This window comes from Acidithrix ferrooxidans, from assembly GCF_000949295.1.
GTDB classification, from domain to species: domain Bacteria; phylum Actinomycetota; class Acidimicrobiia; order Acidimicrobiales; family Acidimicrobiaceae; genus Acidithrix; species Acidithrix ferrooxidans.
The window spans coordinates 100656-122861 of the sequence record NZ_JXYS01000018.1 but is presented as its reverse complement, the minus strand read 5'-3'; the positions used below and the strand labels follow the sequence as shown (position 1 = coordinate 122861).

Here is a 22206-nt window from a genome sequence, read left to right as displayed (position 1 = left end):
TTTCGACACGTATTTTAGATAATCTCTACTATTGGAAGGACTCTAATTATTGGAGAGACTTTGATCGTGCTGACTTTTTGTAATATCACCTTGTAATATCACCTTGTAATATCACCTTGTAATATCACCTTGTAATGTTTGTCTTTGCAAGTCCAAGACCTAGGCATTTGGCCAAAGTTAGATTGGCCAAAGTCAAAAGCTCGGGGGGGAGGACTCGAACCCCCAATAGCAGGGCCAGAACCTGCTGTGTTGCCGATTACACCACCCCCGAAAGGCTTTTAAACAATCTAATGGCCAAACACTAGCTTCCGTGTCTGAGAACGCTAAGGAATTTGAATCCCACTAATTTTGCCATCTCAATTGCGACGGCCTCACGCAAGTAATAGGTTATCGATGACAGACCGCGTATGGGTGAGGTTCGTGTAGGCGACGATATGTCCGAGATCCCAAGCTGAGAAGCGATTAGGTAGACCCGATATTCATGGAATGGATCGGAGACAAATATTGCATTAGTGGCGCCGAAAGATTTGAGCGTTTTGCTGACTGCCACCATTGTCTGGTAGGTGTCATTTCCGGTAGCGTCGGCGATAATATTTGCAGGCGGTATCCCGAGCGAGATTAGATAGGTTCTACCGACACCGGCTTCGGTGTAGAGGTCCCCGTTCTGAGAGCCACCGGTGGTGATTATGGTGGTCGCGAATCCTTGTCTGTATAAGAGTGCCGCATGGTCCAGTCGTGCTTTTAGAACGTTTGAAGGGGTTCCGTTAAATTCTGCGGCACCTAAAACTACTTCAATCTTTGCTTTTTGAATGAAGTCATGGTTTCCGAAGGTGTAAATTTTGCCCAATAGAACCAAGAAGATTATGAGTGGAACTCCAACAATCAAAAAAAGTAGGTAAAGGACGGATTTTTTTGCAGTAGTGCTTTTCATCTTTATCTTTAATTTAGTGAGCCACTCTGGGATGGCTTCATCTTTAGATCTGTGCGTTTAGCCGATCGAGAACCACTGACTTTCCCAGGGTTGACCAGGTCTCAAAGAGCGGAAGTCCAACCTTTGTCCCAGTAGTTGCAACCCTAATTGGCGCTTGAAGCTTTCTAAGGGGAATATCCAGAAAGCTAGAGCAAGATCTGACGGCTAGTTCGATCGTTCCGGCTTCGAAGGGGTCGGCCTCGCTTAGCGCTTTAATCACAGCCTCAAATATCTTTGGTGCATTTGGGTTGTCTTTAATCTCTTTTTGCAGCGCTCCATCGTCGAAGGTAAGTTCTTCTTCGAAGATTGGCCGAATCAATTCACTTACTTCAGCGAGCAACGAGACTCGTTCCTTAGCGAGTGCGGCCACTGCCATAAATTTTTCAAGGTCCTCTTTAGACCCCGTCCACCAGGGATTTTGTTCAATAAATGGAATAGACAGTTCCATGAATTCCACGTTGTCGAGTGCACGAATGTAGACCCCATTGAAATGGGCAAGTTTTTTTTCATCAAAGAACGAGGGGGAGTGACCGACATTTGCCATGTCAAATGCGTCTACCATCTCTGAGACGGTCATGAATTCTCTATCTTCTTTTGGACTCCAGCCCAGGAGTGCTAAGTAATTTAACATTGCCGGAGCTATTATTCCCTGTCTGCGATAGTCCTCAACGGCGACTCGATCACGTCTCTTTGAAAGTTTTTGCCTTTTCTCGTTGACCAATACGGGAACGTGTCCAAAGGTTGGAGGTTGTTTCTCTAGAGCTTGAAAGACCAAGATTGCCTTAGGTGTATTTGGGAGGTGCTCTTCAGCTCTAACCACATGAGTTATTTCCATGTCGATGTCGTCCACAACGTTTGCTAGCACAAAGAGTGGGGCGCCTGAGGATTTTACCAGAATAAAGTCTTCGATATGGTTGTGGTCAAAGACGACTTCGCCTCGGACTAGGTCAATAAATCTAGTTTCTCCAGGTTTGGGCACTTTGAACCTAAGCGCACCACCGCTATCTGTACCAAGTCCGCGATCTCTGCAAAAACCATCGTAGCCAGGGGTTGAACCTGCCTCTTTATTTCTTGCGTCGATCTCATCGCGGCTGCATAGGCAATAATAAGCAAAGCCATTTTCAAATAGTTCATTGGCCGCATTTAGATAAAGGTGGAGTCTTTGACTTTGGCGATACGGCCCTTCGTCCCAGGTAATTCCTAACCACGAAAGTGCGTCACAAATGCCATCGACCCACTCTTCCTTATTGCGTTCTGAGTCTGTATCTTCAATTCTAAGAACGAATGTTCCCGAAGAGTTTTTGGCGAGCATCCAATTGTAAAATGCCGTTCGCGCTCCTCCTACGTGGAAGTAGCCTGTGGGCGATGGGGCGAATCTAACTTTCATATAACAATCTGAACTTTCGATGTGGCGAGCCATTTCTTTGTCTGGACGTTGGATGGGTGTCCAAGCGTTGTTGTCGAGTTAGTCAGGCTTGGTCCTGACAAAAGATGGCGCGTGCTTACTACCATAAGCTTAGGCGAATGAGAGGTCTTTTCAATTGACGATTTAACCATGTCTTGGGTTCAAGCCTGACTGAGGTGAGATAATGAGAAGATAAGGTTGAGAAAAACAGATTGTGGAGTGAGAAATGAACGGATCGATATTAGGTACGCGAGTTATTCGTCTAGAGGACCCTGAACTGCTGAAGGGCAGGGCCACATATGTCGACAACCTAGAGCACCCCGGTGCACTCTATTGCTACTTCGTTCGCTCAACTGTAGCTGCGGCCAAGATCGCCTCTTTAGATGTCGCAAGGGCGAAAGAACTTCCAGGTGTTAGGGCCGTCTTGGTTGCTTCAGACTATGACATTGAACCTTTTGTACCTTTCTTTCCCCTCAATGAGCACCTAAAGCGTCCGGTTTTAGCTAGTGGAGTCGTGAAGTTTGTAGGTGATCCGATTGCAATGATTATTGCTGCCGATAGGTCAACTGCGGTCGATGCATCTGAACTGGTCGAAGTGGAGTATGAGCCCTTGGATGCTGTTGTCGACATGGAAGATGCTCTGAGTATCAATGCCCGTCAGATCGATCCGGAGGTTGCCAGAAATCTTGTTGCTTCAGTTGTAGGTGGCAATAGCGATAATCCTCTCAATGGTGCCGAAGTAGTCGTACGGGGTAGATTCGAGAATCAACGGATGTCGGTTGCTCCTATGGAGCCGAACTCCATTGCTGTCAATCCAGATGGAGATGGCGACGAGGGGATCACGGTTTGGGTGTCAACACAGATGCCACACGTCATACAGACAAAGTTGTCTTCGATTTTGAGCATTCCAAAGGGCTCTCTAAGAGTAATTACCCCGAATGTCGGCGGCGGTTTTGGCGGCAAGGCCGGTGTCATCCAAGAACACGTAGCTGTCGTGGGCGCCTCTTTGATGTTGGGCATACCACTTCGATGGATGGAAGAGCGAGGTGAGAACCTGATCTCGATGCAAGGAAGAGGTCAAGTTCAATACGTCGAGATGGCGATCTCTAGGGATGGACTAATTCTTGGACTTGATGCGCGAATGGTGGGCGATGCAGGCGCCTATGGCGGCTTCGGCGGCGGCTTAGTAGCTGGTTCGACCCGTTCGATGGCTCAAGGGGTCTACTCGATACCAAAGATTCGCTACAAAGCAGCAGTAGCCTCCACGAATACTCCCCCAATTGGAGCACTTCGAGGAGCAGGAAGACCTGAAGCGACTGCGTTTCTGGAGCGAATTGTGGACATGGCGGCGGCTGAGATCTCGATGGATCCGATTGAATTTCGTCGAAAGAATTTAATCTCTTCTACCTCTTTTCCGTACCAGAGCGTGATGGGACCACTCTATGATTCAGGAAACTTTGTTAAAGCTCTTGATGCCGTGGCCGAGGTCTCCAAATACCAAGATTTGCGTCGCGAGCAATTACGACGTCGGCAAGCTGGCGAGACTGTGGTGCTTGGAATTGGGGTTAGCTGTTATGTGGAAGTGACTGCTGGCGGTGGCGCTTCGGAGTACGGTGCCGTCGACATCACTCCCGATGGAGGGGCAGAGATTAGGGTTGGAACCTCGGGCCATGGCCAGGGTCATCCAACTACCTTTTCTATGTTGGTTGCAGATACCTTGAAGATACCCCTTGAAAAGATCAAATTTATCCAAAGTGACACCAAAGAGGTTCCCAGAGGCGGTGGCACAGGTGGATCTCGTTCACTGCAGCTAGGCGGTTCTGCTGTAAACGCGGCAGCTCTTCAGGTCTTAGATGTCGCTAAGAATTTAGCGGCGTCACATTTTGAAGCTAGCGTTGATGATATTATCGTCAGCCAAGAGGGAACGATAGGCGTTGCGGGAAGTCCCAGCCACTTTTTGTCGTGGACAGATTTGATGGACGTTGCCAAGCAAGCCGGTGTTGAGCTCGCATACAGGGGAGACTTTAATCAAGCCGGAGCAACTTTTCCCTTTGGGGCGCATGTGAGCGTGGTTGAAGTTGATCTGGAAACTGGCCTTGTTAGGCCGATATCACACTTTGCTGTGGACGATTGTGGGCGTGTTTTGAACCCTCTAGTGGTTGAGGGGCAACAACATGGTGGAATTGCACAAGGCATAGGACAGGCCCTTTATGAAAAGGTTTACTTTGACGCTTATGGCAATCCCCTAAACAGTTCATTTGCAGAATATCTCGTTCCATCGGCTGCGGAGATGCCAAATTTTGTTGCCTCGAATACCGAGACACCGTCTCCTTTGAACCCGCTGGGTGCTAAAGGCATCGGTGAGTCTGCAACGGTTGGGTCAACACCAGCGGTACAAAATGCGGTTGTGGATGCCCTCTCACACCTTGGAGTTCGACATATCGATATGCCCATGACTCCCGAAAGAGTTTGGCAGGCAATTTCACAAGGAAGCAACGGGCCATTATGGTCAGAACCGCCCTCTATCTTTAGCGAGATTAAAAAGTCGGATTCTGGCTCGGCTCCAGAAGAGGTAGATATCTAGTCCTGCGGTTTTAGATAGTCTTTGACCAGCAGTTTTGATAATTTAAGATTTTTGACTTGTCTCCTTGGTCTACCTCTTGGGTAAACCAAGGAGACTTCGATCTTTTAGTGGTGTTTTTGCTCTGCTCAAGGATTTGCCAGGCTATTAGCTAGTTCAGGCTTTCTCTGAGCTAGCTAATAGGTTTGTCGAATTTACTTTTTTTTGTAGTCGTAAAAGCCTCGACCAGACTTTCTACCCATTAGGCCAGCTTCGACCATTCGCAACAACAGGGGTGGCGGAGCGTATAGGGGCTCTTTGAACTCTTGATAGAGTGAATCGGCAACTGCCATAGTGGTGTCCAGGCCGATTAGGTCACAAAGTGCTAGGGGCCCCATTGGATGAGCGCAACCCTCAACCATTCCGGCATCGATATCCTCTGCTGTGGCAAATCCAGATTCCATCATCCTAATTGCAGAGAGAATGTAAGGAATCAGCAGCGCGTTTACGATGAATCCGGCTCGGTCCTTTGACCTAATCACTCGTTTGCCTAGCGTATTCTTAGCAAAATTGGTAGCCGATATAGCGGTTTCATCAGAGGTTAAAAGTGAAGTGACAAGTTCGACTAGTGGAAGTACCGGCACTGGGTTGAAAAAATGGATTCCAATGACCTGTTGGGGTCGTGACGTGGCGACGCCGAGTTTCATTATCGGTATCGATGAGGTGTTTGAAGCCAAGATAGCCGTTGGCGACTCTACGACCTTATCTAAGATCGTGAAGATGTCAATCTTGGCCGATTCATTCTCAACTATCGCTTCGACCACAAGGTCCCGATCAAAGTGCGCTGAAAGATCGGTCTCAAAATGTAACTTAGCTAGGGTCGCTTCAACGTCACTTGCTGAGATCTTTCCGTTTTTCGCGGCACGCGATAATGAGGATTCAATTCGGCTTTTGCCGCGCGTCAATGACGCTTGGTCTGCCTCTGTTATCATAACGTCTAACCCTCGACGTGCCGCTACTTCGGCGATGCCTGAGCCCATGAGGCCGCAGCCAACTACGCCTATTTTCTCCATATCTTTTTTATTTCCCTTCGAAGTGTCTAAAAGTATCTGTGGTCTAGGTGTTTGGGCGATTTATCCCAGAATCTTTTTAGCAACTACCACTCTTTGGATTTGGTTCGTTCCCTCGTAGATTTGCGTTATCTTTGCGTCGCGCAAGAATCGTTCCATTGGAAAGTCAGTCGTATATCCGTAGCCTCCCAGTAGCTGAAGTGCATCGACAACTACGGACATAGAAGTGTCTGATGCAAACATCTTGGCCATAGCACCTATCTTTGAGAGCTCGTTTTCTGGGTCAGAATCGATCAACGAACAGGCTCGATAGACCAAGCCTCGCGCAGCTTCGATCTTAGTTGCCATATCTGCGACCATGAATTGAAGGCCCTGAAATTCTGCGATTGGATGGCCGAATTGATTTCTTGATTTTAAATATTGGGCGGCATAATCGAGCGCACCCTGAGCTATTCCTACGGCTTGGGCCCCAATAGTTGGTCGCGAACGATCTAGCGTTCCCATTGCAATGTAGAAGCCTTGTCCTTCATCACCTATTCTGTTTTCAACGGGGACCCTTACGTCTTCGAAGATGACCTCACCGGTGGGAGAACCACGCATCCCAAGTTTGTGCTCCAACTTGGCAACTTTTACGCCCCATTTCGCTTCTACAACAAATGCTGAGATCCCGCGATGTCCTTTAGTGGAGTCGGTTTTGGCAAATACGGTATAGGTATCTGAGATTCCGGCATTGGTTATCCAATATTTTGCACCATTTAAGATGTAAAAGTCACCATCGCGAACCGCTGTTGTCTTCATCGATGCTACATCGGACCCCGCATCTGCCTCCGACAGTGCATATGATGCCTGAGCCTTGCCCGATGCTACGTTAGGAAGGTATTTTTCTTTTAGATACTTTGATCCCCAGTTGATAACTGGAATCATTCCTAGTTTAGAAATCAACATCGTAAGCGATGTGGAGCCACATACTCGCGCAAGCTCCTCCACCATTATCGCTTGGGTTACGTGGTCGGCGCCACTACCTCCATACTCTGATGGAACGCCCAATGATGGAAGTTCCATGGTTAGACACTCTTTGTAAGAGTTCCATGGAAAGGTCTCGCTTTTGTCAACTTCAACTGCATGGGGTGCAATTTTTGCTTCGGCAAATTCTCTCATTATTGAGGCGAACTGCCGCTGTTCTTCGTTTAATTGAAATACACTCACAACATGAATCTTGCCACTTAATCGGATCCGAAACAAAATTGGTAGAAATTTTCGACAATACCGCTCCAGGTAGTTGCAAATCGTTTGATTCAAAACATCTTTTATCGATTCGTAGTAACATCTCTAGATAAGAGGTAGGTGCTGCGAGCCGATTAGGTGGCGATAGATGCGATTGCATCTTTGCTAGATCCAGATCGGAAGCTTTAAAGCACTACCGTAAAATCGGAGCCTTTGATAACGGGAGCATGAATGTCAGTAATGGATCGATCCACCGAAGTAGATCAGGATCAAGTGAATTTGGTTAAGGAAAAGCTTGATCTGCTTTTGACAGAATTTCCTCCAGAAAAAACTTCTGCTCGTGATTTTTGGGGCGCTCAATACGACCTTGGGTTGGCTTGGGTTCATTTCCCAATAGGCCTAGGGGGTCTCGGGGTATCTCCAGCCTTAGGAGAGGTGGTCGCATCTACCCTAAGAGCTCGTGGCATCCCTAATAATTTCGCTCGGAATCCCATCGGAATCGGAATGGGAGCTCCGACACTAGCAACTCACGCATCGGTGGAGTTGGCGTCAAAGCTTCTCCGCCCCATGTTTACGTGTGAGCATATTTGGTGTCAACTCTTTTCGGAGCCTAACGCCGGAAGCGACGTAGCATCACTCTCGACAAAAGCTGAGCGAGATGGTGACGAGTGGATTATCTCAGGCCAAAAAGTTTGGACGACTTTGGCTCACGTCGCTCGTTGGGGCATGATTGTGGCCCGCACGGATCCAAGCGTTCCAAAGCATGCAGGAATGACCTATTTTGTGGTAGATATGGAGTCTGACGGGGTTGAAGTCCGACCACTTCGCCAGATGACTGGAGAGGCGGAGTTCAACGAGGTCTACTTTAATAACGTTCGAATCCCGGATTCTCAGCGCCTAGGCGATGTGGGTAGAGGTTGGAATGTCGCTATCACAACCTTGATGAATGAGCGAGTTTCAATTGGCGGAAACGTTATGCCAAGGGGATCAGGTGCAATATCTGAGGCCCTGAAGGTGTGGGGTGATTCAAGCAATAAAACCAGCGGCCATCGAGATGAATTGATAAGGCTTTGGGTGGAGGCTGAGGTCAATCGGCTCACCAATATAAGAGCTGCTCAACTTCGAAGAGCGGGAAATCCAGGGCCAGAGGGTTCGGTGGCTAAGTTGGCTTATGCGGAGCTTAATCAAAGGATCTATTCGTTTACCATGAATCTTTTGGGTGCAGGTGGCCTTGAATATTCGAGTTACGAGATGATTCGTCCAGACTTTTCTGGTGTAAATATGAGAAGCGAAAGGGATCTTCCAAAGATATTTCTGCGTTCGCGCGCCAATTCAATCGAAGGTGGTACTTCTGAGATTATGCGCAATATCTTGGCCGAGAGGGTTCTGGGCCTTCCGGGTGACCCTCGGGTTGACAAGGATATCCCCTGGAGCGAAGTGCCTAAAAACTAACTTATTCCATAGATCTGGCACCTATTTAGAGACGTTAGTCCGAAATTTAACTGCTCCAATCGATACGCTTGAACGGAGCAGCGAGTAGCAACTGATATAAATTAAATAGAAAAAGGCCACGAAATCTTAGATTTCGTGGCCTTTTTCTATTTAGAAATCAATTAATCGTTTTTTGACTTCTTCGAGAAGCCGTCAAAAAACAAGTTCTGATGCTATAGTTAGTTTCTGCTCTTGTTGGAACGTAATCTAGATCGTTCTTGCATTGAAAGAGCAACCTTTCGCAATCGAACCGACTTAGGAGTCACCTCAATGCATTCGTCTTCAATTATGAATTCAAGTGCGGCTTCTAGGGTCACTGGCCGTGCAGGAGTTAGGCGAACTAGTTCTTCCGCAGTGGAGGATCGAACGTTTGTCAACTTCTTTTCCTTGGTGGGGTTGACGTCCATGTCGTCTTGGCGTGAGTTTTCGCCGACGATCATACCTTCGTAGACGTCCTCGGTCGGAGAGACAAAGAGCGATCCGCGCTCTTGTAGATTCAACAGCGCATAGGAAGTGGCGACTCCAGTTCTATCGGCGATCATTGAGCCGCTTAGGCGGCTTCTGATTTCGCCAAACCATGGTTCGTAGCGATCGAATGCATGGTGGATCTGTGCCGTGCCCTTGGTCTGGGTTAGAATCTCCGTTCGAATGCCAATCAATCCACGAGATGGTACTGAATAGATCATCCTTATCCAACCGGTTCCGTGGTTTATCATCTCTGCCAAAGTTGCCTTGCGGGTTGCGAGGATCTGTGTCAGAGGCCCAAGGAAATCTTCAGGTGAATCAATTTCAAGCTGTTCGACCGGCTCGTGAACTTTTCCATCGACGATCTTTGTGATTACTTGTGGCTTTCCAACTGTCAGCTCGAAACCTTCGCGGCGCATTATCTCGATCAAGATGGCGAGAGCCAATTCGCCACGACCTTGGACCTCCCAAGTGTCGGGTCGTTCAGTGTTGAGAACTCGAAGCGAGACGTTTCCGATTAATTCCTGATCTAGTCGGTTCTTTATGAGACGAGCAGTTACCTTGGTGCCTTCGCGTCCAGCAAGTGGCGCCGTATTAACACCTATTGTCATGGATATAGATGGTTCATCCACTAGAAGGAGAGGTAATGCGACTGGGTTTTCAAGATTGGCTAGAGTCTCGCCTATCGTAATATCTGGAATTCCAGCGATTGCTACAATTTCACCAGGTCCGGCTGTTTCAGCGGAGCTACGTTCTAGCGCGTTCGTGATGAAGAGCTCTGAGATCTTTACCCTTTGATTGGTGCCATCGCGGCGACACCAGATCACATTTTCGCCCCTTGACATTCTACCGTTTATGATTCGACAAATTGCAAGGCGACCTAGATATGGACTTGCGTCAATGTTGGTAACTAGAGCTTGGAGGACTTCGTCTGAGTCATACGTTGGAGGAGCAACGCGTGCAACGATAGTCTCAAAGAGGGGTATGAGGTTTTCCCCTAGAGTGTCTGGCTCTGGAGTTGCCCATCCGTTTTTACCGGAGGCATATAAAATTGGAAAGTCGATCTGTTCTTCGGTGGCATCTAGGTCTAAAAAGAGCTCATAGACCTCGTCTAGAACTTCCTTCACGCGTGCATCTGGTCGGTCTACTTTGTTGAGGACCAATATCATCGGCAGATGCTTTGCGAGTGCTTTTCTAAGCACAAATCGAGTCTGAGGAAGGGGCCCTTCGGCGGCATCGACTAAGAGTAAGGCGCCGTCGACCATTGCGAGTGCTCTTTCAACTTCGCCGCCAAAATCGGCGTGACCTGGCGTGTCGACGATGTTTATCTTGGTCTCACGAAAGGTGATGGCTGTTTGCTTTGCGAGAATGGTAATTCCCTTTTCGCGCTCTAAATCCATCGAGTCCATGACGCGGTCGGTCAGCTCAGCGCGCTCGCTAAATGCGCCGCTTTGTCGCAACATTGCATCGACAAGTGTTGTTTTGCCGTGGTCGACGTGGGCAATTATGGCAATGTTACGTAAATCGTTTCTTATAGGCACAAAGAACTCCGGGAAGCTATATTAGGAGAGAATGGGGGAGTCGGTAGACCTTTTGGGTCAATTAACCTAGGTTAGCATAATAGGAAATCTCGCCTTTCCTGTAGATTCCGTGGTCACAGCGGTGGGGCTGCGAGAGGTTTTGGTAGTGACCTTCTATTGATCTATAGGTGCAGTGCGCTGAAATTCTCGTTCTACGTCGTCCCAAGTGAAACTGGGGCCGGAGGATCCAGACTCCTCATCTTTTGCAGCTCTTGCCAGAATTATTGCAGCTATTGACCAGAAAACTATGATCGAAATTATTTTTACTGTTCCCCCTGCTAACTGCTGGTCGGCAAGTGGGCTAATTCCTATCTTTTTGGCTTCATGCGAATATGGATTGTACATCGAATGCCTTGCGAAGATCAAGACAATGGCGGGGAAGGTAGGTAGCAGTGATTGAACGAACAAGAAGGCAACTCTTGCGATCGACCCAAGACCTCTCAGGCCAGGAAGAAGATTGAGAGCCGTAAACCACATCATCGCCGCACCAACACATTCAGCCATGTGGAAGAGATTCCAATATAAAGCCGAAGAGGTCTCCCAGGAGACTACCGATGGGACCATTGAGGCAATTACAACGCTGGAAAATGCGATGGTCGAGATTATGGGGTTGGTGGCAATTGAAGCAAGGCGATCAAGTTGGCGAGATCGCGTAATTTCGGCATAAAACCACTTTGGCAGACCCAATAAGACTAAAGGTAGGGCGGCCAGCAGAAGAATTGAATTTGAGACAAGGTAGACAAAGAGGGAGTAGTGACGCGCTAAATCTCCAATTGGCCAGCTCAGGGCTATAAAGCCAAGTGCGATGCCCGAATAGAAACTAAGTACCTTTCGACGCGATGTATGCGTTAGTGCAATAAGGGTGAGGTTGGAACCTCGTGGGATTTTATTAGTGGAGGCGCGCTTTTGTCGCTTCCAAGTAGCTACTGTAAGCGACACTGGATAGAAGATAGCTAAAAACAGTGTTAGGGCAAATACAAAGAGATGGAATGTGAATGTCAAAGGGTTGTGCTTTATCATCTCGATCCAAGTTCACTCGCTAAGTACGATAGAAGCAGGGCTTGTTCCCATCTATGAACATTAAATAATTACCTTGGAATAAGATGATACATCATATGGTCCGCTAGTAACCCGTAGTTGATTTGGTCTTTAAATCCAGGGGACAAATTAAGGTTTTGTCAACGCCTATCGAAATGACATGGTTAACTCCGGTGGAATTCTCCAGGGCGTGAGCTAGAAGATTATAATCCCGAAAATTCGAATGTTAGACATGGCGCCCTGTTGGCTTTTCCTAAATTGCTAAGTTATGAATTGATGGTTAGCGAATTTCATGAGAAGTTGGAAGTTTAGACTCTGAGAGTTCGGAGATCCTGCAATCGGTAGGTGTGCTTTTGATCTCCCAAGGGGTCAAGTGAGTTGGCATTTTTTTGCCTGTCGATAGTACAGCAAGTTTAGACGTCGTAAAATGAGGCTTTTAGGTTTCATAAAAAGAGCGGTTTATGGGGATTTATTTAAAGGGTAATTGTGGCATCTGTACCCATTTGGAAAATATGTTAATTACTTGATTGCAACTCATCCTGGACCTGGGCCAAAAGGAGTTGTCCTAAGAGCTACCAATCCCTTCTCAAATGGTGTAAAAGTATCGTACCAAGCTTTGAATTGTTTGGTAGCATCAATTGATAATGAGCACTTCAGACCCTTTGAGCAGACTTTTAAATCTATATCTTTTGTTATCCAATGCAAGTCGGCCGCTCTCTCTGGCTGAGATCACCGATCACATAGGTGGCTTTCCCGACTCACCCGAAGCACGACGGCAGGCTTTTGAACGCGCTAAGCGAGACTTAAAAGCGCTAGGACTTCCAATCACTACGGTCGCTCATCCACAAACTAGTGGCGATGCCTACTTGGTAACTAAAAAGGAAGAGGCTCGAATTGCACCGATGCTTAATTTAGATGAGGCTTTCGCGTTGGCCGGTGCCATGGCCTCGGTGCAGTTTGGCAACGAGAGTGGGCTCGATTCAGCGAGAAAACTGGGCTGCGTTTGGGAGGGTGAGCGGATTGAGTTGGCCTATGTCCCTAGAGTTCCTCTCGTTTCACAGTTTTTTGAGGCAATCCAACGTTATCGAGTGGTGAGGGCGAGATATCACAACATCGAGCGGCGTCTTCTTCCATTTGGAGTCTTGTTTCGTTGGGGCACTTGGTACTTGATCGCCAGAGAAGAAGGCCAATTGCTCGTTAAGAGTTTTCGAATTGAGAACTTTGATCCTGATATAGAGATTACCTCCGAGGAATTCGACCCCGGAGATCGCGTAGATGTCTCTACTGTGCTTCCCGAAAGTCCGACGTCGGTTCGATGGGAAGATGAAGAGATCGTCGAGCTGGAGTTTCCTCAAGAGATTTTGAGCATTGTAATCGACAGGTTGCCTCAATTGGTTGTAAATACAATCGACAATAAAACGGTGCACGCCTCGGCTGCGATCTCTGGATTTGGTGCATTTGTCTCGATTTTGATCGAATTTGGTGATCAGGTTGAGTTGGTAGCTCCACCACGTGCTAGAGGGAGAGCCTTCGATCTGCTAAGCCGTTCGCTGGAGTTTCAAACAGTAGTTTTAGAAGAAGAGACTGAATACATAGAGGAATATCAAAGTCTCATCGCCGCCGAATTGTCACCGTCCACCAAGAAGGCTGGACGTGAATCTGGAACTTCAAAGTTCAAAAGGATAATGTCGCTTTTGCCCTGGTTGTATCGAAACCCAAATACTACAACTCAAGAGATCTCCTTATTGTTTGGAATTCCCGAGTCGGCAGTTGGTGGACTTCTAGAGACAGTGGCCTGTTGTGGTCTGCCACCTTTTACGCCAGATCAACTGATAGAGATTATCGTTGATGGCGATGAGATCACTGCCCGCATCTCTGAAGACTTTGCTAGCGGTCTAAGGTTGGGTGCTACCGACCTTTTTGTTGCAGCTTTGAGCGCCAAGTTGGCCTTAGCCCATGGGGATTTTGTTGGTCAAAAGGAACTTACCAGTGCAATAGGCAAGATATTTGATGTCTTTGGGCTCGATAGCGATCTCAGCGACTCCTTGGTCTTAGACGTAGAGGGTACCAGAAATCTCACAGAGATCCGTAGGGCTCAAGGCGATAAGAAGTCGCTTAGATTTGGATACTTTTCTTTGACCAATCAAGCTTTTTCAGAGCGACATGTCGATCCATTGCGCCTCTTTGTGCGTGATGGCCATTGGTATTTACTTGGATGGTGTCACAGCTCTGAGGCTTTGAAGACTTTCCGATTGGATCGTGTGGCGGAGGTGGTCGTTCTTGACGAGGCGATTTCCGTTTTTCCAACCGACGAGGAGTTGAATGCAACAGACTTTAATTTCGGGTCGGATCAAGACGTCGATAGCGTTCTTTTAGTCATAGATTCCAATAGTTCATGGAGGATCGCAAGGATTCCTCATCGAACAATTCAAAGTACGCGTAATCCAAGTTATCTAGTTGCCGAAGTTAACATAGTCTCGAAGATCTGGTTGAGGAATTTCGTAGCTTCTTCCGTGGGTGACGTAAAGGTTATCTTTCCCAATGAGGTTGTCGCTGGTTTACGAGACGCTCTGTTCAAACTGCGCGGTCGCTTTGGTTGATAGCGTGTGGCTTGGTCTTTTATACCAGCGATTCATCCCGTGCATGGGTATTTTTTTGAAACCACGGTCAATTCATGGTAAATGAACTGATTGTATTGATATTAGGATACCTCTAAGGTTCCGAGACGCCTCGGCTACGAGGTCCAAAGTGAAGCATTTGAGTAATTTCGCATTTGTGGAGATCTTGAGGTTGGTGGTATGGATCATCAGTTTTGGATCGGCCTTGAAGTTAACCCGATGGAGATTTTTTAGGAGTTTGAGTTGAGAGATAGAAGCATTTATTGTGAAACCGTCAATTTCCCCGGATTCAATGGTGACATTATTGAAGGATATTTGGCTAAATCCGTAGGTGAAACTTCGACAGGTTCAGTAGTTGTGATTCATCACATGCCTGGTTATGATCGAGAGACGAAGGCGATAGCGCGGCGAATAGCTGATATGGGTTTTAACGCCCTTTGCCCAAATCTACACTACAGAGATGCTCCGAAGGCGCAAAGTGATGACGCAGCAGCAGCCAGTCGTGCCAACGGCGGAGTTCCCGACGATCGCTTGATTGGCGACGTCGCAGGGGCAAGCGAGTATTTGCGATCGCTCGATAATTCCAGTGGCACCATGGGTGTAATAGGTTATTGCTCGGGTGGTCGTCAAGCATTTCTCGCGGCTTGCAACCTTGACTTTGATGCAGTTGTAGATTGTTATGGCGCATTCGTTGTAAATTCGCCTGCTCCAGAGTTTCCAATTCGCGTTCTTCCCGTGGCGGACCAAGCTGCAAATCTTAGCGGTGCGTTGTTGGGTTTATTTGGGATCGAAGACACCTTCCCCTCTCCCGATGAAGTAAAGGAACTTGAGAGAATCTTGACATCTCTTGATAAGGTCCATGAGTTTCACACCTTTGAAAATGCCGGTCATGGATTTTTCGCTGCCGACCGTCCCAGCTATCGTATAGAAGCGGCAAATAAAGGATGGGTTTTGGTTGAAGAGTTCTTCAATCGAATGCTTTAGGAGGTTCGCAGATGTGTACCTATATAGTTGAGACTATACCTGCAAAGGGTAGCGCTAAGAGTACAAAGGGGTGGATCGACGTCGATCGAGCGACGGTCTCGTTTGACCACCCGGTACATGCCATGACGCCGCATACGTTGAATATTGATGTTACGAATTCTAAGATGGATGCATCCTATCGAGTCGCCCTCGAGCTGGATGCAAATAGTGCTCGAAATTTAGCCAATACAATCTTGGCAGTACTTGAGGAAGCCCCGCTCGCGCTACAACAGTAACTTAGATCGATCTGTGTTCGTGGTAGGCACCTCAATTCAAATGAGCCGGAGGCTAACCAACCGCTAGGGCATCTCGCGGTTGGGGCCTTTTGTCTTCTGGTAGGAGTTGTAAGCGAATCGGCTCTGAGTGGGCTTTTGTGGATAATCTCTATTTTAAATTACATATCTCGGGCTTGGCTTAGGGTACGCTTGTGGTTTAGCTTTTCGTGTGCGACGTTGTCAGATTGTGCGTTGGCTCTATTGAAGATCCCATTTGGTTTATTTGTATAGATGTTAAGACTTTGGCTCCTTTGGATTTTCGAGTCGGCTTGTGTTGTATTATCGAGATGGCGGCTTTGATTTAACGGCCATTGAGACTAAAACGCTCCTGGAAAAACCACTAGATATTCATACGCCCTATGGCCTATTGAAGTCCTTATTTGTTAGATAATTGGCAATTGCCCAAGGTAACGATCGTTATTCGTGCGGGGTGGTTTTGATGCCAATTATCGTTTCGGGTCGGGCTGCTTGTGACTTTGGATATTTTGAGAGGGAAAGCCGTGCCCTCTCTACAACAGGCGCTGGATCTATTTGTTTGGAACCTACGGCTATGGTGGGTCACGGTCTATCGAAAGTGCCCAACTCAATTTTTGAAAGTGAAGGCAATTTTTCAATCGGATGGCATGATCCGAAGCTAGATCGAAGAAAATATAAGGCCTTCGAGGTGATAGTTCCGGCCCCAAAGTGGACTTCTGTGGCGCTGGGGATCTCGGATCTTACCACGCAGGGTGCACTCATAAGTGCGCATAGGAGCGCGGTTGCCACTGTCTTCCAGGAGATCACCGCTAACTATCTCTATATAAAGCGGACCGTTCAAGGAGTACAATCCTACGAACAGGTCAAGGGGTGTGGCATTGACTTTGTGCATTTGATCTCAAGGTCGTGCGATCCACACCTGCATTCGCACCTTTTGATTGCAAACTCCGCTCTAGATTCAAGTGGTACCCCTAGAGCTTTGATGGCAGATGGCATTCAATATGCATCCGACTCTCTGGAGGTGCTTTATTTGAGTACCTTTGAGAGTGCTCTGAGCCGAGATCCTAGCCTTGATTTGCAACGAGTGGATTTTGATAGATTGGTTGTCGATTCCAAGCTATTGGCTACGTCGGGGATCTTTTCGGGACGCTCAAATCAAATAGATACTTATTCGACGCAGCGTGGATTTCGTTCGAGATCGGCTCGAAAGGTTGCGGCATTTGCCACAAAGAACGAGAAGCCCCCCGAGATCTCGTTCGATCTGATGGTGGATAACTGGAAGAATGCTGCCACGGCTCAGCTCGGCATAATTCGACAAAAGAACTTTTTCTCCATGGAGATGCCAAAGATTTCTCCACCGAGGGGTTATTTCCAAAGTGATATTGACGATGTCATCTCCCGGATAGACGGTCGAATTACCCGGGACGGTTTGGACATGACGTCGTTGATGGGAAAGTTCTTCTACAGAAAGGGCGAATTGGAGATCCAAAAAGCTTCTGAGCTTAGCTATATCTTCGACTTCCATATCCCAAGGTATTCAGATCAAACCTTTATTGCACGCTCTCGAGATACCTTTTCTTCTTTTACCTTAGATAAGAAGATGGAGATCGGAGATTCCATTTTGGAAGTTGGCCAAAATCATGGTGGCCTACCGGTGAGCGCTCGTATATATGACGCAAAGGCGCTAAATGGTGCCATTTCATCTGGCTTAGATCCTTCTAATGAAGTGCGGAAATGGTCTTTTATTCCACTTCAAGGTGATGCAGCCGGTGTGATAACCCTAGATAACGCGTTACGAGAAGCCAAAGCGTCGTCGATGACAATTTATTCATTTGAGGATGACTTTGGAGTAGGTCCAAAGATCCTCGGTGAGCAAGTCGTCTCCTGTATAAGAAGGATCGGGGTTGATGATCTTGAGGTGATAAAGAGGGGGACTTTATTGCTCTCGACAAGAATTGAGCCGGGACACTTGGAGGCGATCTTCGATGCGATCGATAAGGGATCACAACTAACGATCCTGCAAGTGGACCAGCGTCGCTCGAGTGAGCTCTCGGGACTTAGCATAGGTAGGGGATCGAATTGGCGACGTTTTTTGAGCCAGATGGATGCCAATTCGATGGATGACAACACTTTGGAGCTATCAAAGTCGCACCATCGAATGCTAAATTCGAAAGCGGTCGCTCTCAACTTTGAAATAGGTGGTTCATCGGTCGTCTATTATCCTAGTCTTGGCGCCCTCGTCGAAGAGACTTCGACAAGGGTTGCTGGCTATGTCTACGACAACACTATCGTTGCCTCGGAGAGAGGTAGATCTGCGCCGTTACCAAAGGTCATTGAAGTAGGAAATAGATACAACTTGGATACCTTATCCAAGTTGACCTGGCAAAAGATTCAAGAGATGGGAGACCACGACCACTTGGAGAGCGCATCGCTGGTGCGTCAGATCAAAAATCACTCTGCGAATGAGCCTCTTCTGTCCTACCAAGAGGTCTGCTCGGTTCATTCTTATAGCCAAGAAGCTAAAACAAAAGAATGTGCTATGCCTCCGGGATATGCCACATTGGGGTACTTTACGCACTCAGACTTACAACGGATGTACTCCAGGAACAGTGATCTTAGTCAGACTATCGATAGTCAAGCGGGGCTGGAGCATTCTGATTCTAATTATGAATTGCGAGAAGCCACCGGCGATGGCCAGCGCTATTATCTCACCGATCCCATCTCCAAGTCGATCCCTAGTCGAGATAGTGAGCTGATGTCAAGAAGGATACTTAGTGGCGTTGGAGTCTTTTCTAAAAGCGGCTATCTTCCGCGTGCGAAAGGCTTTAATGAAGGAATTACAACTGTCAATTTGTTGCCAAATGATAGTCAAAATCTTGTGGCCTGGTCGTCAAAGCCGAATCATAAGGAGTTGAGCATCGGAGACCTATTCGAAATTAACCATGCCAGGATCGCTCTGTCTGGTGATACGGATGGCAGCAATGGGTTTATTATTAGAGATGAAATGCTCATCGAAATGAATCATCGTCTTCACGATGTGATCTTATCTAAAGCAGCTATACCACTTATTGACGACGATTTTGATGGCAATAAGATGCTTGATGACCAGAGTCGTACCGGCGTTCGTCTTGATAAGATCCTTAGCTTGGTTGAACATTCGCTCAACGATGAGGGAAAACAAACTCACCAATATTCGCATAGCACACAGAGAATGCTAAAAAATTCACGTCGCTTATTGACGATGCAAATTAGATATAATGAAGAAAAAATGGAGGAGGATTTAGCCGATGATTACATGCATAATAGTTCAAGATTTAAGGTGCGAAATCAGCGTCTTAGCTCCATTGGACGAAGGTCGAATTCAACACTAGGGATTTAGCTCTTATGCCGTCGAAAATATGAAAATGCTTTCCTGTAATGTGTAGCGTCGCCGCGGCCTTGATAAAAAGGATAAAGTTCGATATATTTTAGTTGCTCGATGCTCAGATTAACTTGTGTGATGATCGAGCCTCTAGCGTGTAAATTTGTGCGACCCCGGATGGGTCGCTCGGTTGAGGGGGACCAAAAGTTGCTTATTCAAATGAATGTCTTAGATTATCTCGAGCGTGCCGCTCAGGTCTATCCTGATCGCATAGCGATAGTGGACGAGCCCAATGTTGCAAGTTCGATGGGAAACGTAACTTACGGAAGCCTCTATAAAAGAGCTAGAAATATGGCAAAAGTCCTAGAGGATATGGGCATAACCCAGGGGGAAAGGGTAGCTATATTTTCTCCCAATGCTGGCAAGATGATCACAGCACTTTATGGAGTTAGCGGGTACGGTAGAATTTTAGTACCTATCAACTTTAGGTTGACCGTTGAAGAGGTTTCCTACATAGTGGAACATTCAGGTTCTTCTATTTTGTTGATTGACCCCGAGTATGAGGAGCTTCTAGCGGGAGTTCAGGTGAAGTCTAAGATCATCTTGGACGGAGTTCAAGATGAGCAACTCTTTAGAGAGCTCCCAGATGACGCTGTGGGTCCGACCCCATGGAAAGCAGACGAGTCATTTACATGCTCGATAAACTACACCTCAGGTACAACTGCCCGACCGAAGGGAGTTCAAGTAACCCATAGGAATATGTGGATGAACTCGGCAATCTTTGGTTGGCATGCCATGGTTGATGACAACGATGTATACCTTCACACGTTGCCTCTTTTCCATGTGAATGGTTGGGGGATGCCTTATGCGATCACCGGTATGGGTGGAAAACATATAGTCCTTCGAAAGGTTGACGGCGAGGATATTCTTTCTCGCATTGAAGAATACGGCGTCACTCTAATGTGCGGAGCACCTGCTGTGTGGGCTGCAGTTTTGACGGCTGCCGAGAAGAGGCGCGCAAATGGGGTTGACATTCCTGGACGTGGACTTGTCCGTATTGTTACTGCTGGTGCGCCACCTCCATCTAGGACGATTGAACGAATCGAGGTCGAGCTTGGATGGAAGTTTATGCAAATCTATGGCTTGACAGAGACATCGCCGGTTCTCACTTTCAATAGTCACCGTTTTGAATGGAATGATAAGCCAATCAGTGAGCGGGCAAAGTTGCTCTCTAGAGCAGGTGCGCCTGTCATTGGCACCAGTCTCCATATCGATCAGAACGGCGAGGTTCTTGTAAAGGGTAATCAGGTCTTTGAAGGATATTGGGAAAATCCCCAGGCCACCGGAGATGCCCTGGAAGGTGGTTGGTTCCACACCGGAGACGGCGGCTATATAGAGGATGGCTATCTAACGATCTCTGATCGCAAGAAGGACGTGATTATAACAGGTGGGGAAAACGTGTCGTCAATCGAGGTTGAGGATGCAGTCTTTCAGCATCCCGAGGTTCTAGAGGTTGCGGTCATTGGCGTTCCGGATGAGAAGTGGGGGGAGACCATCAAGGCTCTCGTCGTCTTGAGGCCGGATTCTCAAGTTACCGAGAACGAAATAATTGAGTTTTGTCGAACCAAGATGGCACACTTCAAATGCCCAACGACAGTTGAATTTCGAGGCGAACTTGCTCGGACTGCCACTGGTAAGCTTCAAAAGTTCAAGCTTCGAGCCCCTTATTGGGAAGGCAAGTCTCGTCTTGTGAATTAATACCGAATGAGATCATAAGGTATAGTTTTGTAAGTGGTATGGCCACAAGCAACTAGGCAATTGATTTTAGAGATTCGATAACTATGAATTGATTGGAATGGGCTGATTTGGCTCATTCCAATCAATTTTGATTTTCATTTAGAATTCTGTCACAGTGGTATCGCGATAGCGATCAAGTCTTGATAGAGTCTTGTAAAGCTGCTTTGTAGAATGGGCGGAGTTCTTTTTGGTTGCGGTACACCTCCGCGGTAGCTGTTATCTTCTAAGTCGCGTTTTTGCATCTGCATCATAGGCACGGAATGACTCTACCAACTTTTAATCTCGAATTAGGTGAGGTTGCCTAACGGAATATCGTAATCTTGAAAGGCGCAATGTGCCAATGCCCTCTTCGAACATGAAATCCTCGTTATTTCAAAGCGCTAATTAGCTAATAATCAAGCCTATCGAAACTATGTCATGGCCATAGAGGCTAGGTTTTGATTGAACCGTAAAACTTTTAAACGTCAGATATTGCAGGGGCAAATACCAAAAGATCAAGAGCGAAGTTGCGGCGCACTTTATGCTATTGAACTTTTGGATGTGCTGTTTCCTTAGAGCAGTCGTTGATAGTCATGGATTCGGACTACAGCTTGACCTTTAGATATCGTTGATAATATGGAATTCTTCGCCTAGTGAAACCCCTGCTTTGTCTCCCACTTTTTCGGCCATTGCAAAGACAAGTTTCTCAAATCGAGTAACTTCATCTGTGGATTCGCCAGCTATTTCCATCGATGTTTCGTGTTGGGATTCGTGACACATTAAGGCATCTATCTTTGCTTGAACATACTCGGGAGTGAGTGGCTCGATATAATTGGGTTCGTCTGCCTCAAAGAGCAGTAGATGCGAAGGCCGATGATGGCTTCCTAACTCCTTTAGAAAGTGGGGATCACGAGCTGCCACTACCGCATCGGTAACGATAAAGCCGGTGTTTCTATGGTCAGGGTGAAGACGATAGCGCTTCCATGGATCGTGGGAGATTATGGTCTCTGGTTTATATTTGCGAATTAGGCTCGTCACCTGTGCGATCCGCCGTGCGGTGGGCGTTAGTTCGCCGTCGATGGCATCGAGAAACTCTACTATTCCATTTGATGTGAGTTTATCGATTGCGCGGTGCTGTTCTTTTTGACGACGGACCGCAAGCAAGTGCTGGTTTATCTCTGGGTCCCAGGTTCCTTTTGCTCCATCAGTCATGATTACAAAGATGATTTGGGCACCTTGAGCTGACCACTTGGCCAAGGTGGCACCCGCGCCGAACTCGATGTCGTCAGGGTGTGCGCCAATGGCCATAGTTATAGCTGGTCTTTTTATCACAGTTTCGATCTCAGGCCTATTTCGAAGATACGTTGACGTCAA

14 protein-coding genes and 1 tRNA gene are annotated in these 22206 nt (G+C 47.2%); 7 read left to right on the top strand and 8 right to left on the bottom strand.

The genetic code is table 11. From position 1 onward, the window contains the following. Positions 1-199 precede the first annotated feature (199 nt). The 3 genes from AXFE_RS03805 to gltX form a co-directional block, all read right to left on the bottom strand. A tRNA-Gln gene (locus tag AXFE_RS03805) sits at positions 200-271 on the bottom strand. A gap of 30 nt (positions 272-301) precedes the next feature. Further along, positions 302-931, bottom strand: a complete 630-nt coding sequence (locus AXFE_RS03800) for a YdcF family protein (RefSeq protein WP_052604555.1) — start codon at positions 929-931, stop codon at positions 302-304. Between the two features lie 43 nt (positions 932-974). Next, a complete protein-coding gene (gene gltX, locus AXFE_RS03795) occupies positions 975-2357 on the bottom strand; it encodes a glutamate--tRNA ligase (protein WP_082058462.1) in 1383 nt (460 codons plus the stop codon). A gap of 244 nt (positions 2358-2601) precedes the next feature. Between gltX and AXFE_RS03790 the strand changes: the two genes are divergently transcribed. After that, positions 2602-4959, top strand: coding sequence for a xanthine dehydrogenase family protein molybdopterin-binding subunit (locus AXFE_RS03790; RefSeq protein ID WP_052604553.1), 2358 nt, complete (start codon positions 2602-2604; stop codon positions 4957-4959). A 191-nt stretch (positions 4960-5150) separates the two neighbouring features. Here the strand turns inward: AXFE_RS03790 and AXFE_RS03785 are convergent, their stop codons facing one another. Both AXFE_RS03785 and AXFE_RS03780 read right to left on the bottom strand, forming a co-directional pair. Then, a complete protein-coding gene (locus AXFE_RS03785; protein ID WP_052604552.1) occupies positions 5151-6008 on the bottom strand; it encodes a 3-hydroxybutyryl-CoA dehydrogenase in 858 nt (285 codons plus the stop codon). A 60-nt stretch (positions 6009-6068) separates the two neighbouring features. Beyond that, complete coding sequence (locus tag AXFE_RS03780; RefSeq protein WP_052604579.1) at positions 6069-7220, bottom strand: acyl-CoA dehydrogenase family protein; 1152 nt, start codon at positions 7218-7220, stop codon at positions 6069-6071. Between the two features lie 282 nt (positions 7221-7502). Between AXFE_RS03780 and AXFE_RS03775 the strand changes: the two genes are divergently transcribed. Then, positions 7503-8681, top strand: coding sequence for an acyl-CoA dehydrogenase family protein (locus AXFE_RS03775; RefSeq protein ID WP_235347562.1), 1179 nt, complete (start codon positions 7503-7505; stop codon positions 8679-8681). 218 nt (positions 8682-8899) lie between these two features. Here the strand turns inward: AXFE_RS03775 and typA are convergent, their stop codons facing one another. Both typA and AXFE_RS03765 read right to left on the bottom strand, forming a co-directional pair. Then, a complete protein-coding gene (gene typA, locus AXFE_RS03770) occupies positions 8900-10726 on the bottom strand; it encodes a translational GTPase TypA (protein WP_052604550.1) in 1827 nt (608 codons plus the stop codon). A 153-nt stretch (positions 10727-10879) separates the two neighbouring features. Then, positions 10880-11785, bottom strand: a complete 906-nt coding sequence (locus AXFE_RS03765) for a cytochrome c oxidase assembly protein (protein WP_052604549.1) — start codon at positions 11783-11785, stop codon at positions 10880-10882. 662 nt (positions 11786-12447) lie between these two features. Between AXFE_RS03765 and AXFE_RS03760 the strand changes: the two genes are divergently transcribed. The 5 genes from AXFE_RS03760 to AXFE_RS03740 all read left to right on the top strand — a co-directional run bounded on the left by AXFE_RS03760 (position 12448) and on the right by AXFE_RS03740 (position 20814). Then, positions 12448-14403: a helix-turn-helix transcriptional regulator gene (locus AXFE_RS03760; protein ID WP_052604548.1), complete on the top strand. Its 1956-nt coding sequence runs from the start codon at positions 12448-12450 to the stop codon at positions 14401-14403. A gap of 261 nt (positions 14404-14664) precedes the next feature. Next, a complete protein-coding gene (locus AXFE_RS03755) occupies positions 14665-15405 on the top strand; it encodes a dienelactone hydrolase family protein (protein WP_082058460.1) in 741 nt (246 codons plus the stop codon). Positions 15406-15416: 11 nt separating this feature from the next. Next, positions 15417-15680 carry a DUF6295 family protein gene (locus AXFE_RS03750; RefSeq protein WP_052604547.1) on the top strand — a complete coding sequence of 88 codons (264 nt, stop codon included), beginning with the start codon at positions 15417-15419 and terminating at the stop codon, positions 15678-15680. 478 nt (positions 15681-16158) lie between these two features. Next, positions 16159-19074 (top strand): relaxase domain-containing protein, encoded by a 2916-nt coding sequence (locus tag AXFE_RS03745; RefSeq protein WP_152625843.1) that lies wholly within the window; start codon positions 16159-16161, stop codon positions 19072-19074. Between the two features lie 201 nt (positions 19075-19275). Next, a complete protein-coding gene (locus AXFE_RS03740) occupies positions 19276-20814 on the top strand; it encodes an AMP-binding protein (RefSeq protein WP_235347561.1) in 1539 nt (512 codons plus the stop codon). 636 nt (positions 20815-21450) lie between these two features. On the opposite strand, the gene AXFE_RS03735 is transcribed toward AXFE_RS03740, so the two are convergent. After that, positions 21451-22206, bottom strand: coding sequence for a PIG-L deacetylase family protein (locus AXFE_RS03735; RefSeq protein WP_152625842.1), 756 nt, complete (start codon positions 22204-22206; stop codon positions 21451-21453).

What these genes read in the sequence shown, in the direction of transcription:
- AXFE_RS03800 (WP_052604555.1), bottom strand. Translation starts at nt 931, where the DNA reads ATGAAAAGCACTACTGCAAAAAAATCCGTCCTTTACCTACTTTTTTTG.
- gltX (WP_082058462.1), bottom strand. Translation starts at nt 2,357, where the DNA reads ATGAAAGTTAGATTCGCCCCATCGCCCACAGGCTACTTCCACGTAGGA.
- AXFE_RS03790 (WP_052604553.1), top strand. Translation starts at nt 2,602, where the DNA reads ATGAACGGATCGATATTAGGTACGCGAGTTATTCGTCTAGAGGACCCT.
- AXFE_RS03785 (WP_052604552.1), bottom strand. Translation starts at nt 6,008, where the DNA reads ATGGAGAAAATAGGCGTAGTTGGCTGCGGCCTCATGGGCTCAGGCATC.
- AXFE_RS03765 (WP_052604549.1), bottom strand. Translation starts at nt 11,785, where the DNA reads ATGATAAAGCACAACCCTTTGACATTCACATTCCATCTCTTTGTATTT.
- AXFE_RS03760 (WP_052604548.1), top strand. Translation starts at nt 12,448, where the DNA reads ATGAGCACTTCAGACCCTTTGAGCAGACTTTTAAATCTATATCTTTTG.
- AXFE_RS03750 (WP_052604547.1), top strand. Translation starts at nt 15,417, where the DNA reads ATGTGTACCTATATAGTTGAGACTATACCTGCAAAGGGTAGCGCTAAG.
- AXFE_RS03745 (WP_152625843.1), top strand. Translation starts at nt 16,159, where the DNA reads ATGCCAATTATCGTTTCGGGTCGGGCTGCTTGTGACTTTGGATATTTT.
- AXFE_RS03740 (WP_235347561.1), top strand. Translation starts at nt 19,276, where the DNA reads ATGAATGTCTTAGATTATCTCGAGCGTGCCGCTCAGGTCTATCCTGAT.